Source organism: Stenotrophomonas sp. YJH_SMC_48-3 (assembly GCF_059369375.1).
The window spans coordinates 361,790-376,006 of sequence record NZ_JCAFSQ010000004.1; the positions used below are offsets into that span (position 1 = coordinate 361,790).

The window sequence follows — 14,217 nt, forward strand, 5'->3', positions numbered from 1 at the left end:
TGTCCACCTTGGTGGACACGCCGTGTTGCTGATGACGGTGCGCCCGCCGGGCATGGCCCGGCGCTACCTGCCGCGGCGTGCATCTGCGTATCATTTGCATTTGATATCCCGATGCCGGAGTCCCTTGTGACCCAACGTTCCCCCATGCACCCGACCGGACGCCTGTTCGCAGCGGTCGCTTTCATCGAGGCTGTGACCTGGGCCGGCCTGCTCATCGGCATGTGGATGAAGTATGGCCCCATGACCAACGTGGCGCTGGTGAAGCTGTTCGGGCCCCTGCACGGCGTGGCCTTCCTGGTGTACGTGGCGGTCACGCTGTTTGCGGCGGTGCGCCTGCGCTGGCCGTGGTGGGCCAGTGCCCTGGCCCTGCTGGCGGCCATCCCGCCGTTGGTGACGCTGCCGCTGGAGTGGTGGTTCAAGCGCCGTGGCCTGCTGGGCCTGCGTGCAATGCGCTGAACCCACTGTTGCATGCTCATTCAAGAGAATGGGTATCAAATGCAAATACGAGCCGTTATCATTTGAGGGTGGCATCCGGTCCTGAGTGGGGCGGGTGCCGGGCGGGGCGTGCAGACGCGCCCGGCCAATCCTTTCCTGTTACGGCTGGTGTTTCATGCACGCACGTCCCGTCGTTCCCGGCTTGCCGGCGCTGGTGTTGGCTGCCCTGATCGGCACCATGGCGATGATGTCCTTCGTCGCTGTGATCGGCCCGGTGGTCCGCATGCTCGGCCTGTCCGAGTGGCATGCCGGCCTGTCGGTCACCGCCGCAGGCGTGCTGTGGATGCTGGCCGCGCGCCCCTGGGGCCAGCTCAGCGACCGCATCGGCCGCAAGCGCGTGTTGATGCTGGCGATGACTGCCTACACCGTCGTCTATATCGCGCTGGCGGTGTTCATCGACGTTGCCCTGCAGGCGGTGCCGCCGGTGCTGGTATCGGTACTGGTGCTGGTGGGAGCGCGTGGCCTGATCGGCTTGTTCTACGCCGCAGTGCCGCCCACCGCTGCGGCCCTGATCGCCGACAAGGCACCCACCGGACAGCGTGCAAAATTCCTCGCGCGGCTGGGCAGCGCAAATGCATTGGGCATGGTGCTGGGCCCGGCCGCCGCTGGCTGGCTGGCCTATACGAATCTCTCGCTGGCGCTGTATGTGGCTGCACTGCTGCCATCGGTGGCGTTGGCGCTGCTGGCCTGGCGACTGCCGGCAACGCCCCCGGTGGCCGCTGGCAACGCACAGCGTCGCACGCCGATGAGTCGCCTCGACCCACGCCTGCGCCTGCCACAGCTGGCCGCGTTCATCGCGATGGTCTCGGTAACCATCGCGCAGGTCACGGTGGGCTTCTTTGCGATTGATCGCCTGGGTCTGGATGCGGCGACCGGCGCGCGCATGGCCGGCATTGCACTCACCGCCGTTGGCGTCGGCCTGATCCTGGCGCAGGCGCTGGTGATGAAGCTGGAGGTGCATCCACGCCGCTGGATCGTCCTCGGCGCTCTCATTTCCGGCATCGGCTTCACTTCGGTGGCGGGCGTGCAGCAGGCCTGGCAATTGCCTGCGGCGTATGCGCTGGCTGCGTTCGGCATGGGCTTCGTATTCCCCTCGTTCCAGGCGCTGGCCGCCGATGCGGTAGAGGCGCACGAGCAGGGCGCCGCCGCAGGCACCGTGGCGGCCGCGCAAGGGCTGGGCATGGTGGCCGGGCCGATGCTCGGCACGCTGTTGTATCGCGGCGGGCCCAGCCTGCCATATCTGCTGGTCGGCGCGCTGCTGCTGTTGCTGTGCGCGCTGGCTGCAGCGCATCGGATGAAGGAGACCCCATGAACGATTCCCTGATGCAGGGTGCGTGGCCGGAGGCTGCGCCAGCGCCGCAGGAGAGCAGCGACGACGCGTCGCTGTTCCTGCTGCAGCACGCTGGCCAGCACGTGCACGCCCGCGGTTGCCGCGCCACTCTGCCGGCCGGTGCACTGGCGACATTGGCAGAACGCGTCTCGGCGTTCTTCGCCCAGCAGCGTGGCGGCCCAGGCCTGCTGGTTGGCGCGGTGCCGTTCGAACCGCGTGCGGACGATGCGCTTTACCAGCCCGAGCGCCTGCTGCCGGCGCTGGCACTGCAGCCGCAGGCCGCACCGCCGCTGGACGGCGCCCTGCGGGCAGAGCCTGCGCCGCAGGACTATGCCGCTGCAGTCGCTGCGGCACTGCAGGCCTTGCGTGCGCCCGAGCAGAACCTGCACAAGGTGGTGCTGGCGCGCAGCCTGCTGGCCCGCACCCGCCAGGCACTGCCTCCGGATGTGCTGCTGGCACGCCTGGGCGCGGATCCCTTGGTAGCAACCTACGCGGTGCCGCTGCCGGTGGAGCCGGGTCAGGCGCCAGCCTGGCTGGTGGGGGCAACCCCGGAGCTGCTGCTGCGCAAGCGCGGCGCCCAGCTGTTGTCGCACCCGCTGGCGGGCTCCGCCCGGCGCAGCGCCGATGCTGCAGAGGACGAGCGTGCGGCGCAGGCGCTGCTGGCCTCGACCAAGGACCATGACGAGCACCGGCATGTGGTCGAGGCCATCGTCGAGGGCCTGGCACCGTACTGCAGCCACATCGATGCACAGCCGCGCCCGGTGCTGCACGCCACCGCCAGCATGTGGCACCTCGGCACCCGCATCCACGCGACCCTGAAGGATCCGCAAACCCCTGCGGCCGAACTGCTGGCACAGCTGCACCCCACGCCGGCGGTCTGCGGTACGCCGCGGTTGGCGGCGCTGCAGCGCATCCGCGAGCTGGAACCGGTGCCGCGTGGCTTCTATGCCGGCGCCGTGGGTTGGTTGGACGCGCAGGGTGACGGCGACTGGTACGTGGCGATCCGCTGCGCGCGCCTGCAGGGCACGCAACTGCGCCTGTATGCCGGTGCCGGCATCGTCGCCGAGTCGTACCCCGAGGCCGAGGTGGCCGAAACCGCAGCGAAGTTTGCTGCCCTGTTGAACGCGCTGGGTGTCCATGAATCCGCACCCGCCATCGAGCCTGCCGCATGAATGCTTCCGTTGAATCCTCCCGCCTGCCACTGCAGCAGGTGTGGCCCGACGCGCTGGTGGCGCGCTATCGCGAGGCCGGTCACTGGCGTGGCGAGACCTTCCCGGCGTTCCTGCGCGAACGTGCAGAACGCTATGCCGATGACATCGCGGTGGTCGCCGGCGACGTCCGCTTGAGCTATGCACAGCTGTGGCACGAGGCCGGGCGGATCGGCGCCGGCCTGCTGGCGCTGGGCCTGCAGCCAGGGGGGCGGGTGCTGGTGCAGCTGGGCAACACCGCAGGCTTCGTCACCACAGTCTGCGGCCTGTTCCGTGCCGGGCTGGTGCCGGTGTACGCGTTGCCGGCGCACCGCATCACCGAGCTGGTGCACTTCGCCAGCAAGGCCGAAGCCAGTGCCTACATCACCAGCGCACTGCACGACGGCTTCGATCACCGTACGTTGGCGCGGGCGCTGCAGGCTGAAGTGCCCGCGATACGTGAGGTGGTGATCGATGGCGATGCACAGGAGTTCACCGCACTGGAGGCACTGCAGGGCGATCGCAGCCAGCTGCCGTCCGATCCGGACCCGCAGTCGGTGGCGTTCCTGCAGATTTCCGGAGGCAGCACTGGGCTGTCCAAGCTGATTCCACGCACGCACGACGACTACATCTATTCGTTCCGTGCCAGCAATCAAATCTGCGGCATCGACCGCGACAGCGTCTATCTGGTCGCGCTGCCGGCCGCGCACAATTTCCCGATGAGCTCGCCCGGTTTCTTCGGCGCGTTGTACGCCGGCGCCCGCGTGGTGCTCAGCCCCGGCCCCGGACCGGATGCGGCCTTCCCGCTGATCGCTCGCGAGCAGGTGACCTGCTGCGGGCTGGTGCCGCCGCTGGCGTTGCTGTGGGCGCAGGCCGCCGCCACCAGCAGGCATGACCTGTCCAGCCTGCGGGTACTGCAGGTGGGCGGCGCCAAACTGGTGCCGGAAGCCGCACGACGGGTGATCGACGGCCTTGGCTGCACGCTGCAGCAGGTGTTCGGCATGGCCGAAGGCCTGGTCAACTACACACGGCTGGATGACCCGGAGGAACTGATCGTCGCCTGCCAGGGCCGGCCGATCAGTCCGGATGATGAAGTGCGCGTGGTCGATGACCATGACCAGCCGGTGGCCGAAGGCGAGGTAGGGCATCTGCTCACCCGTGGCCCGTACACCATCCGCGGCTACCACAACGATGCGGTGGCCAATGCGCGCTCGTTCACCGACGACGGCTTCTATCGTACCGGCGACCGTGTGCAGCAGCTGCCCGGTGGCTACCTGGTGGTACAGGGGCGTGCGGGTGACCACATCAACCGGGCGGGCGAGAAGATCTCTGCCGAAGAGATCGAAGATCATCTGCTGGCGCACCCCGGCGTATTTGACGCCGCCGTGGTCTCCATTCCCGATGAGTATCTGGGCGAGCGCAGCTGTGCGTTCGTGATCGCGCAGGGCGAGCCGCTCAAGGCCCCGGCACTGAAGGCCTGGGTGCGCGGGCGCGGCCTGGCGGCGTTCAAGGTGCCCGACCAGGTCGTGTTCGTCGACAGTTTCGATACCACCGCGGTCGGCAAGATCAGCCGCCGCGAACTGCGCGCGCAGCTGCGTGCGCGTCATCTGCAACAGACAGGAGGAACGCGCTGATGGCGCTGCCCCGTATCACCGATTACCCCTTGCCGACTGCCGCTGAACTGCCGCAGGCGCGTGGCCCCTGGCGCCCCCGGCGCGATCGTGTCGCGCTGCTGGTGCACGACATGCAGCGTTACTTCCTGGCCGCATTCGACGCCGGCAAGGCGCCGCTGCGGCCGGCCGTGGACAACATCGCACGCCTGCTGGCGCATTGCCGCGCGCACGGCATTCCGGTGTTCTACACCGCTCAGCATGGCGACCAGGACCGCCGTGACCGTGGCCTTCAGGCTGACCTGTGGGGGCCGGGCATGCGCCGCAGCGCCGATCACGAACCCATCATCGAAGCACTGGCACCGCAGCCAGGGGAGCACGTGCTGGTGAAGCACCGCTACAGCGCGTTCCAGCGCAGCAACCTTGAAACGCTGATGCGGGTGCGCGGCCGTGACCAGCTGCTGGTGACGGGCGTGTACGCCCATATCGGCTGCACCGCGACCGTCGTCGAGGCCTTCCAGCGTGACATCGAGGCCTTCATCGCCGCCGATGCGGTGGCGGACTTCTCGCGTGCCGATCACGATCAGGCGCTGCACTGGATCGCGCGCACCTGTGGTGTGCCGATGACCACCGATCAGCTGCTGGAGGTGCTGTGATGGCTGCCATGGGTGAGGCGCTGGATCTGGAGCGGATGCGCGCCGACGTAGCGCGCGTGCTGGAGTGCACGCCGGCCGAGATCGGTGACGACGACAACCTGATCGACCTGGACCTGGATTCAATGCGCATGCTCGGCCTGGTCCTGGCCTGGGGCAACACCGGCCTTCCGCTCGAGTTCTCGCAGTTGGCCGAGCACACCACGCTGCGCCAGTGGTGGGGTGTGGTGCAGCAACTGCAGGCCGCGCAGAACGCATGAACGCCGCAGCGCTGGCCACGCCGGTGGCGTTGACCGAGGCCCAGGCCGGGCTGTGGTTCGCACAGCGGCTGGCACCGGACAATCCGTCATTCAATACCGCGCACGCGGTATGGATCGACGGCCCGCTGGACGTGGCCGCGTTCGTCGCAGCCGCAGACCAGGCTGCCTGCGAGGCCGAGGCCTTCGCATTGCGCTTTGCCGAAGGTGCCGATGGCCAGCCGCTGCAGTGGCATGACACGGCACACGTGCCGTTGCTTTCGGTGCGCGATGTTTCTACCGAGGCGGATCCCGCCGCTGCGGCACGCAACCTGATGCACGCCGACCGGCTGAGCCCGGTCGATCCCACCCGGGACCGGATCAGCCAGCAGGTGCTGCTTGAACTGGGCGGGCAGCGTTGGGTCTGGTACCTGCGCGTGCATCACCTGGCGGCCGATGGTTACGGCATGGCGCTGTTCACTGATCGCGTGTGCGCGTTGTATGCCGGTCGTACGGGTGAGCCTCTGCCGGGGCTGGCGAGGGTGCTGGCCGACGATGCTGCTTATCGTGCCGACCCGCGCCGCACGCAGGCCGGGCAATGGTGGCGCGAGCACATGCAGGGTGCACCGGCGGGCATGGGCCTGGCCGGTACGCTCGCGGCCAGTGACGACGCGCTGCGCTGGGTGCAGCCGCTCGATGCGGCATTCCGTGAGCAGTTGCTGCAGGCATCGGTACGTTGGTTGCAGCCCTGGCCAGACGTGCTGGCCGCGTTGTCGGCCGAGTACCTGCGGCGGATGAGCGCGGCCGATGAAGTGGTGCTGGGCGTGCCCTACATGGGCCGGCTCGGAAACGCGTCGGCACGGGTACCGGCGATGGTGATGAATGTGTTGCCGCTGCGCGTGGCCGCCGGCGAGGGCAGCGTCGAATCCTTTACCCGCAGCCTGGGCCGGCAGCTCAGCCAAGGGCGCAAGCACGGCCGTTACCGAGGCGAGCAACTGCGCCGGGATCTGGGCCTGGTGGGCGCGCAGCAGCGCCTGCACGGTCCCATGGTGAATGTGCAGCCGTTCTACAAGCCGCTGGCGCTGACGGGCGTGCAGGCGACGCTGGAGGTGCTCTGCACCGGGCCGGTGGATGACCTGACGCTGGGCTTCCGTGGCGATGGCCAGCGTCTGCTGGATCTGGAGATCGAGGCCAATCCCGCGCTGTACAGTCGCGAGGATGTCGAGGCACACGCGGCACGGTTGCTGCATTTCGTGTCGTCGGCACTGCAGGCTGACGATATCGCAGCCGTACCTCTGGCGACGACCGACGAGGTGCAGCAGGTGCTGCACGGTTTCAATGCCACTGCGCACGCGCTTCCTGAGACCACACTGGTTGAATTGCTGCAGCAGGGCATGGATCGGGATCCGCACACTCCAGCGCTGGTGTTCGGCGACACTACGCTGGACTACGTAACGCTGGAAGCGCGCAGTTTCGCGCTGGCGGCACAGCTGCGGGCGATGGATGTCGGCCCGGGCAGCGTGGTGGCGGTGGCATTGCCGCGCTCGCTGGAGCTGGTGACCGCGCTGGTCGCGGTGCTGCGCGCAGGCGCGGCCTACCTGCCGTTGGACCTTGCTCATCCGGACGAGCGCCTGGCGCGTATTCTCGCCTCGGCACAGCCGGTGTGCGTACTGGCTGCGGCGGACGTATCGGCGCGCGTGGCCGGCGTACCGGTGCTCGCGCCGGAGCAGTGGACTGCGCTGAGTTTTGCCGCACCGTGGGCCGATCCGGCACCTGACGATGCGGCCTACGTGATCTATACCTCCGGCTCGACCGGCGAGCCCAAGGGCGTGGTCATCGAACACCGTGCCATCGTCAACCGCCTGCTGTGGATGCGCGAGCACTACGACATCCGCGCCGATGACCGCGTGCTGCAGAAGACCCCGGCCACCTTCGACGTCTCGGTCTGGGAGTTCTTCCTGCCGCTGCTGTGCGGGGCCACGCTGGTGGTCGCCGGGCCGGACGCGCATCGCGATCCCACTGAACTGGCGCGGCTGATCCGCGAGCATGGCATCACCACGGCGCATTTCGTGCCATCGATGTTGGATGCCTTCCTCGCTGCACCGGCCTCCGAAGGGCTGCAGCTGCGACGGGTGTTCACCAGTGGCGAGGCGCTGGATGCTTCGTCCCGCGACCGCTTCCACGCGCGTGTGCACGCCGAGCTGCACAACCTGTATGGCCCGACCGAAGCTGCGGTGGACGTCAGCTACTGGCCGGCGTCGGCGCAGGATCGTTCGCGGCCGGTGCCGATCGGGTTCCCGGTCTGGAACACCCGCCTGTACGTGCTGGACGCCCGGATGCAGCCGGTGCCGGTGGGCGTGCCCGGTGACCTTTATCTGGGCGGTGTGCAGCTGGCGCGCGGCTATCTCGGTCGCGAGGACCTGACCGCCGAGCGCTTCCTCGCCGATCCGTTCCTGCCTGGCGAACGCATCTATCGCACCGGCGACGTGGCGCGCTGGCGCGCCGATGGCGCGGTCGAGTACCTGGGCCGCAGCGACCATCAGGTGAAACTGCGCGGCCTGCGCATCGAGCTGGGCGAGATCGAGGCGGCACTGCGCGAGCTGCCTGGCATGGAGCGCGTGGAAGTACTGCTGCGCCAGGACGCGCCCGGCGATGCCCGGCTGGTGGCCTATGTGCCAAGCGCGCTTGCCGACCCCGTCATGCTGCGCAGCCACCTGGCCACGCGCGTGCCGGATTACATGGTGCCTTCGGCGTTTGTCGGCGTGGACTACTGGCCGGTGACCGCCAACGGCAAGCTCGACCGCAACGCATTGCCGAAGCCACCGCAACTTGAAGTTGCCGGCTTGGCGCCGCGCACGCCGTTGGAAGAGGAGCTGGCGTTGCTGTTCGCACAGGCGCTTGGGCGTGAGGCGCCGGTGGTGGTGGATGCGGACTTCTTCAGTCTCGGCGGTGACTCGCTGTCGGCGGTGCACCTGCTGCTGGCCATCGAGCAGCGCTGGCGCTGTGATCTGGGTCTGGGTGCCTTGTTTGCCCAGCCCACCGTGGCCGCGCTGGCAGTTCGCATTGCCGAGCCGCCCGCGCTGGCCGATCACGCACTGGGGCCGGTAATCGCGCTGGCCGCGACCGAAGCGGCCGGGTCCACGCCGCTGTTCGTGTTGCACCCGGCCGGTGGCATCGCCTGGAACTACCGCACCCTGGCCCGAGCACTGCAACCAGCCCGCCCGGTGTATGGCCTGCAGTCGCCGGCACTGGACGCGCGGCTGCCACTGCCGAGCAGCATCGAGGCGATGGCCAACGATTACGTACAGCGCGTGGTCGCACTACAGCCGAAGGGGCCGGTGCATCTGCTGGGCTGGTCGGTGGGCGGCATCCTGGCCCAGGCGATGGCGGTGCGGCTGCATGAGATCGGCCGCGACGTCGGAGAGCTGGTGCTGCTGGACGCCTATCCCAGCGAGTGCTGGCGGGCCGAGCCGGAACCCGATGCCATCGCTGCATTGCGGGCACTGCTGGCGATTGCCGGTCATGACCCGGATGCGCATGCGGAACTGGACAGCCGGGAACGCATTCTCGCGTTCCTGCGACGTGGTGGCAGTGCACTCGGCAGCTTGCCGGATGTGGTGCTCGATGGCGTGGTGCGCGCAGTGACCGGCACCAATCGACTGATCCGTGAACATATCCACCGGCCGTTCGATGGCACGCTGGTGCATGTGCGTGCGGGCCGGGATCACCAGGCGCGGCCACAGTTGCAGTCGGCGTTGTGGCGGGCACACGCGCGCAGGGTGCAGTCGTTGGAACTGCCGTTCCTGCACGCCGAACTGACCGGCCGCGATGCGGTGGCGCAGCTGGCGCCGTGGTTGTCGGCGCGGCTGCGCCAATGGGACGAGCAACAGGAGATCGCAACATGCAGTTGACCGGCTTTGAAGGTCGCGTGGCACTGGTGACCGGCGCTGCCGGCGGCATCGGCGAGGCACTGGTACGGTTTCTGGCCGTGGCCGGTTGCACCGTGGTGGCGACCGATCGCGACGCGCCTGCTACGGCAGATGTGCGTGTGCACCCGTTTGCGCTGGACGTGACCGACAGTGCCGCCGTGGACGCCCTGGTGGACCAGGTCGAGTCCAGCATCGGACCGATCATGTTGGCCGCCAGCGTGGCCGGCGTACTGCATGTGGGCGGTGTCACCGAGACCGGCGACGACGACTGGCGCCGTGTATTCGCGGTCAATGCCGATGGCGTGTTCCATGTCGGTCGTGCGCTGGCGCGGGTGATGTCACCGCGCCGGCAGGGCGCAATCGTTACCGTCAGCTCGAATGCGGCTGGCGTGCCGCGGCACGGCATGGCGGCGTATGCTGCGTCCAAGGCCGCCGCCACGATGTTCACCCGCTGCCTCGGGCTGGAGCTGGCGTCGTTGGGCATCCGCTGCAACATCGTCGCCCCGGGGTCCACGCTGACCCCGATGCAGACCGGCATGTGGCAGGACGAGCACGGCGCCGAACGGGTGATCGTCGGCAGCCTTGAGACCTACAAGGCCGGCATTCCACTGCGCAAACTCGCCACGCCGGAAGACATCGCGCACTCGGTGATGTTCCTGCTCTCCGAGCAGGCCGGGCACGTAGCGATGAGCGACCTGTACGTGGACGGTGGCGCCACCCTGCGCGGCTGAGGTCCGACGGCCGCCTGCCGGCAGTGGTAGTGCCGGCCGCTGGCCGGCAACCCACAGCCCCGGTAGTGCCGGCCGCTGGCCGGCAACCTCATTCACCTTCAGACATCTCCCAACCACTGTCGAGCCATGGCCCGACAGCCAACGCGCAGTGATCGACCCACCATGGGGCATGAGCAGCCATCGCCTTCGCCTGGGCCGTCACTCGATCATCGGCCAGGTCTACGTTCTGACAACCACGACACACCAGCGCAGCCGGCTCCTTGAAAGCGAAGCTGCAGCAGCATGTGTAATCGACCAGTTCCACTACATCGAACAGCGCGGGCTCGTACGGTCACACGCATGGGTCGTCATGCCGGATCACGTCCACTGGATGTTCGAGCTACGTGCAGCTGACCTTCCCGACATCGCGCGCCGGATGAAATCGTCAAGCGCCCTTTCCCTGAATCGCCTGGCGGGCCGTCGATGTACGGTGTGGCAGCCCGGCTACTTCGATCATGCAGTGAGGACCGAAGAGTCGCTGGCGCGGCAGGCGCTGTACATCCTGGGGAATCCGGTACGCGCCGGTCTTGCTGGGCAGATTGGCGAGTATCCGTATGCGTGGTCGGCCTGGATGTGATGCCGGCCAGCGGCCGGCACTACCACAGCAGAACGGAAGCGAAGCGCAGATCGCGTTCCGGCGCACAGCGCCCGCGATGGTAGTGCCGGCCGCTGGCCGGCAACCGCACGAACCGACGCGGAGATGCGTAGCTGCCGGCCAGCGGCCGGCACTACCAATCAATGGTCAGCGCGGCTTGCGTGTCCGTTTCGGCTTTGCGGTCTCACCGCCGCTGGCGGCGCCATCCTGCAGCGCCTGCAGCCAGGACAAGGTGTCCACATAGTCGATGAAGTGGCGCAGGTAGCCGGGGCTGGTGGCCTGCATCGTGTCGAGCATGCGTTGCACCAGTACCGCCGAGTTCAGCGGGCCGCCATCGGCCGGGGCCTCGGCGCGTAGCGAGCGGCGCACCTGCAGTTCGCTGCGCAGCTCCGACCATTCGCGCTGCACCTGTTGCAGCATCGGCACCTGCGGGTAATGCGGCAGCGAGCGCGACCCCGCATCGAGGTCACGCACCAATGCGCGCAGGCCTTCCAGGGCGGGCGGTTTACTTGCCATCCGCCGCCTTGGGCTTGGGAATCGGCGCGATTTCCACACGGCGATTGCGCGCGCGGCCTTCCTCATTGGCGTTGGAACTGACCGGCTGCTCGCTGCCGAACGCGGCGGCAAACACGGCGTCGGCCGGTACGCCATCGGCGATCAGGGTGCGGGTCACGGTCAGCGAGCGCTGCGCGGACAGCTCCCAGTTGTCGGCGAAACGCCGGTTGCCTTCGCGTACCGGCGCGTCATCGGTGAAGCCGCTGACCATCAGGATCTCTTCGCGGCTGCCCAGGTAGGCGGCCAGCGGTGCGGCCAGACTGCGCAGCAGCTCCTGGCCTTCCGGCTGCAGCTGGTCGGAGTTCAACGCGAACAGCACGCTGCCACTGATACCAATGCGTCCATCGACCAGGGTCACGCGACCGGCGGCCAGCGGGCCGGCCAGCGCCTGTTCCAGCGTCTGCAGGCGCTTGGCTTCGGCCTGGCGCTGCTTCACTTCCTGGTCCAGCCGCTGCGACAGTTCCAGCTGCACGGCAACTACGCCGACCAGTATCAGCACGAACGCGCCCAGCAGCACCGACATCAGGTCGCCGAAGGCGGCCCAGATCGGGGCATGCGAGCCGCCATCGACCTCCAGCTCGTCGCTCATGCGCTGCCGGCCTTGCCGCGGCGCGTGGCCAGCTGCTGCAGTTCTTCCATCACTTGCTTCTGCGACAGCAGGCTGAGGTCGACCACCTCGCGTGCCTGTGCCACGTAGTACGCCAGCTGCTCATCGCTGCGGGCCAGCGAGGCGTCCAGTGCGCCGCCAATCTGGTCCAGGCGGCCGGAAAGCGCGGTGGCGGCACTGCCGAACTGCGCGACTGCTTCACCAAAGGTGCTGGCCAACTGGCCCACTTCACCGGCGCTGCCGTGGAGCGCTGCGGCGATGCCGTCCAGCTTCCCGGTCTCGGCGGCGATATGGTCGGTAAAGCGATTGCCAACGCGCTCCAGCAGCTCGGCCGATCCGCCAACCAGCGCGTCCACCGCGGTGCGCTGTTCGTGCGAGGCATGGTTGATCGCATCGAGCAGGGTCTGCACGGTGGCCAGCAGGCGACCGCGTTCTTCCAGCATTGCGTTGTCACGCACCAGGCTTTCAGAGAGCGTGCTGCGCAGTTCGTTGATGACGTCGGCAGCAGCTTTCGGTGCCGCCGCCGCGGTCTGCAGCAGGGTGGACACTTCAGCCAGCGTGGCACTGGCCTGCGCGCGACCGTTCTCGCCGATCTGCTGTGCGGTGGCCGCCAGCGCGTCGCAGACCTGTTGCTGCTGTGCAGCCAGGCGTTCGCCATTGGCCTGCAGGCGCTCGGCCAGCTCGGTGGAAACATGCTGCAAGGCATCGCTCCAGCGCCGCAGGCGCTGTTCGTCACCGGCCTGCAGCTGCGCCTGCAGGGTGGCGTGGGCCTGCTGCAGTTCGGCGCTGACCGCGTCCCAGCGCGCCTGGCGCTGCTGCTCGCGGCTGTCCAGGTTGGCCTGCAGTTCGGCGTGCGCAGTCGCGGCGGCGGCCTGCGCGGCCTGCCACTGCTGCGAGCGCTGCGCTTCATGATCCTGCAGCAGTGACTGGTTGGCGCTGTGCTGCTGTTCCAGTGCCTGCAGCAGCGCCTGCGCACGCGCATCCAGATGTTCGCTGGCGGCGATCAACGCCTGCTGCTGGCGCTCGACCAGCGCGCTGTTGAGGGCCTGCTGCTGCTCGGCGGCGGCACGCAAGGCGTCTGCATTGCTCTGTGCATCGGCCTGCAGGCGCTCGCCGATACGCGCGACGAGTGCTTCGGCGTGCGTGCCCTGGCCATCGCTGAAGGCCTGCAGGTGCTGGCGCAGATCACTCACCAGCGCCTGCTGCGCCTGGGTCTGTTCACTCACCACCTTGGCCCAGCTGGCTTCGGTGGCGACCCGGCTGCGTTCGAAACCGTCGCTCAGGCCCGCCAGCTGCTGTTGCACGGCCCGTTCGACACGGGCATGCAACGCTTCGCCATGGTGAGCCAGACCGGCCAGGGTGGTTTCAGCCATCGGCTGCAGCGCGCTACCGATGGCCGCGGCACTGGCTTCGGCACCTTCGCGCAGCGACTGCTGCAGCGACAGGGCCAGGCGTTCCTGCAGCGCTTGGCTCTGGGTCAGGAACTCGGCCTGGCCGGCCAGCAGGCGCTCATTGGCGGCCGCACTGTGCTGTTCAAAGGTGCTGGTCATCGCCTGCAGGCGGTCGACCAGCGCCGGCAGCGCGGCGGACTGTGCCTGCAGCAGGCGCAGCGATTCGGCGCGCTGCCAGGCCTGCGAGTACGGGTGCAGGTCGCCGGCAATGGCGCGGTCCAGCTGCTGCACGGCCTGCAGGCGGTCGCGGCGCAGCAGCGCGGCCAACAGGCCGAGCATGGCCGAGCTGGCCACGCCCGCGATCGAGGTACCGAAGGCCACCGCCAGGCCCTGCACCGGCGAGGCCAGCGAGCCGCGGATCGCGGCCATGTCGGTCGCGCTCTGCAGGGCCAGTCCGGTGCCACGCAGCGTGTCCATCATGCCCAGCAGGGTACCGAGCATGCCCAGCAGCACCAGCAGGCCGACCAGGTACGGGGTCAGCACCGGTGCGGGCAGGGCGGTGCGCTCGCCTTCCACGCGCAGGCGCACGGCGTTGCGCAGGCCTACCGGCACGCGCTCCAGCCATGGGGCGAGGCTTTCCTTCGCGCTGGACAGGTCATTCAGTGCGGCGCGCAGGCCGTTGCTGGCCTGGCGGTAGCGGTACAGCTCCACGCCGCCGGCGATGTAGCAGGCCGCGATGATCGCCGCCACCGCTGCACCCAACGGATGCACCGAAACGTAGCCAATGCCGATCCAGCACACGGCCAGCAGGCCGACAAGGAAAACAACGACATGGAAAGCAGTTCTGGACATGGTGTTC

General features: G+C 68.5%; 12 protein-coding genes. 9 read left to right on the forward strand and 3 right to left on the reverse strand.

Annotated features, from left to right (window positions below; all coding sequences use genetic code 11):
- The first annotated feature begins 144 nt into the window (after positions 1–144).
- The 9 genes from AC5P65_RS08920 (at position 145) to AC5P65_RS08960 (ending at position 10,787) form a co-directional block, all read left to right on the forward strand.
- Entirely contained in the window at positions 145–456 is a 312-nt protein-coding gene (locus tag AC5P65_RS08920; RefSeq protein WP_010485221.1) for a DUF3817 domain-containing protein, read from the forward strand.
- 154 nt (positions 457–610) lie between these two features.
- Entirely contained in the window at positions 611–1,807 is a 1,197-nt protein-coding gene (locus AC5P65_RS08925) for an MFS transporter (protein ID WP_111098085.1), read from the forward strand.
- The gene (locus AC5P65_RS08930; RefSeq protein WP_111098086.1) at positions 1,804–2,997 is read left to right on the forward strand and encodes an isochorismate synthase; all 1,194 of its coding nucleotides are present in this window, start codon (positions 1,804–1,806) and stop codon (positions 2,995–2,997) included. The genes AC5P65_RS08925 and AC5P65_RS08930 overlap by 4 nt, the downstream gene beginning before the upstream one ends.
- Positions 2,994–4,646 (forward strand): (2,3-dihydroxybenzoyl)adenylate synthase, encoded by a 1,653-nt coding sequence (locus AC5P65_RS08935; protein ID WP_111098087.1) that lies wholly within the window; start codon positions 2,994–2,996, stop codon positions 4,644–4,646. The genes AC5P65_RS08930 and AC5P65_RS08935 overlap by 4 nt, the downstream gene beginning before the upstream one ends.
- Entirely contained in the window at positions 4,646–5,278 is a 633-nt protein-coding gene (locus AC5P65_RS08940) for an isochorismatase family protein (protein ID WP_021204249.1), read from the forward strand. The genes AC5P65_RS08935 and AC5P65_RS08940 overlap by 1 nt, the downstream gene beginning before the upstream one ends.
- The gene (locus AC5P65_RS08945; RefSeq protein ID WP_019659922.1) at positions 5,278–5,535 is read left to right on the forward strand and encodes a phosphopantetheine-binding protein; all 258 of its coding nucleotides are present in this window, start codon (positions 5,278–5,280) and stop codon (positions 5,533–5,535) included. The genes AC5P65_RS08940 and AC5P65_RS08945 overlap by 1 nt, the downstream gene beginning before the upstream one ends.
- The gene (locus AC5P65_RS08950; RefSeq protein ID WP_495215508.1) at positions 5,532–9,422 is read left to right on the forward strand and encodes an enterobactin synthase subunit F; all 3,891 of its coding nucleotides are present in this window, start codon (positions 5,532–5,534) and stop codon (positions 9,420–9,422) included. Before AC5P65_RS08945 ends, AC5P65_RS08950 begins: the two co-directional genes overlap by 4 nt.
- Positions 9,413–10,171 (forward strand): 2,3-dihydro-2,3-dihydroxybenzoate dehydrogenase, encoded by a 759-nt coding sequence (locus AC5P65_RS08955; RefSeq protein ID WP_495215509.1) that lies wholly within the window; start codon positions 9,413–9,415, stop codon positions 10,169–10,171. Before AC5P65_RS08950 ends, AC5P65_RS08955 begins: the two co-directional genes overlap by 10 nt.
- A 169-nt stretch (positions 10,172–10,340) precedes the next feature.
- Positions 10,341–10,787 carry an REP-associated tyrosine transposase gene (locus AC5P65_RS08960; RefSeq protein WP_111098091.1) on the forward strand — a complete coding sequence of 149 codons (447 nt, stop codon included), beginning with the start codon at positions 10,341–10,343 and terminating at the stop codon, positions 10,785–10,787.
- 165 nt (positions 10,788–10,952) lie between these two features.
- Here the strand turns inward: AC5P65_RS08960 and AC5P65_RS08965 are convergent, their stop codons facing one another.
- The 3 genes from AC5P65_RS08965 to AC5P65_RS08975 are packed head-to-tail and all read right to left on the reverse strand — an operon-like array spanning position 10,953 to position 14,210.
- Positions 10,953–11,321: a DUF2894 domain-containing protein gene (locus AC5P65_RS08965; RefSeq protein ID WP_099487947.1), complete on the reverse strand. Its 369-nt coding sequence runs from the start codon at positions 11,319–11,321 to the stop codon at positions 10,953–10,955.
- On the reverse strand, positions 11,311–11,949 hold the full coding sequence (locus tag AC5P65_RS08970; RefSeq protein ID WP_021204244.1) for an OmpA family protein: 639 nt from the start codon (positions 11,947–11,949) through the stop codon (positions 11,311–11,313). Before AC5P65_RS08970 ends, AC5P65_RS08965 begins: the two co-directional genes overlap by 11 nt.
- A complete protein-coding gene (locus tag AC5P65_RS08975; RefSeq protein WP_495215510.1) occupies positions 11,946–14,210 on the reverse strand; it encodes a DUF802 domain-containing protein in 2,265 nt (754 codons plus the stop codon). Before AC5P65_RS08975 ends, AC5P65_RS08970 begins: the two co-directional genes overlap by 4 nt.
- Positions 14,211–14,217: the final 7 nt, after the last annotated feature.

Coding starts and splice junctions, on each gene's coding strand:
- AC5P65_RS08920 (WP_010485221.1), top strand. CDS start 145: ATGCACCCGACCGGACGCCTGTTCGCAGCGGTCGCTTTCATCGAGGCT.
- AC5P65_RS08925 (WP_111098085.1), top strand. CDS start 611: ATGCACGCACGTCCCGTCGTTCCCGGCTTGCCGGCGCTGGTGTTGGCT.
- AC5P65_RS08930 (WP_111098086.1), top strand. CDS start 1,804: ATGAACGATTCCCTGATGCAGGGTGCGTGGCCGGAGGCTGCGCCAGCG.
- AC5P65_RS08935 (WP_111098087.1), top strand. CDS start 2,994: ATGAATGCTTCCGTTGAATCCTCCCGCCTGCCACTGCAGCAGGTGTGG.
- AC5P65_RS08940 (WP_021204249.1), top strand. CDS start 4,646: ATGGCGCTGCCCCGTATCACCGATTACCCCTTGCCGACTGCCGCTGAA.
- AC5P65_RS08945 (WP_019659922.1), top strand. CDS start 5,278: ATGGCTGCCATGGGTGAGGCGCTGGATCTGGAGCGGATGCGCGCCGAC.
- AC5P65_RS08950 (WP_495215508.1), top strand. CDS start 5,532: ATGAACGCCGCAGCGCTGGCCACGCCGGTGGCGTTGACCGAGGCCCAG.
- AC5P65_RS08955 (WP_495215509.1), top strand. CDS start 9,413: ATGCAGTTGACCGGCTTTGAAGGTCGCGTGGCACTGGTGACCGGCGCT.
- AC5P65_RS08960 (WP_111098091.1), top strand. CDS start 10,341: ATGAGCAGCCATCGCCTTCGCCTGGGCCGTCACTCGATCATCGGCCAG.
- AC5P65_RS08965 (WP_099487947.1), bottom strand. CDS start 11,321: ATGGCAAGTAAACCGCCCGCCCTGGAAGGCCTGCGCGCATTGGTGCGT.
- AC5P65_RS08970 (WP_021204244.1), bottom strand. CDS start 11,949: ATGAGCGACGAGCTGGAGGTCGATGGCGGCTCGCATGCCCCGATCTGG.
- AC5P65_RS08975 (WP_495215510.1), bottom strand. CDS start 14,210: ATGTCCAGAACTGCTTTCCATGTCGTTGTTTTCCTTGTCGGCCTGCTG.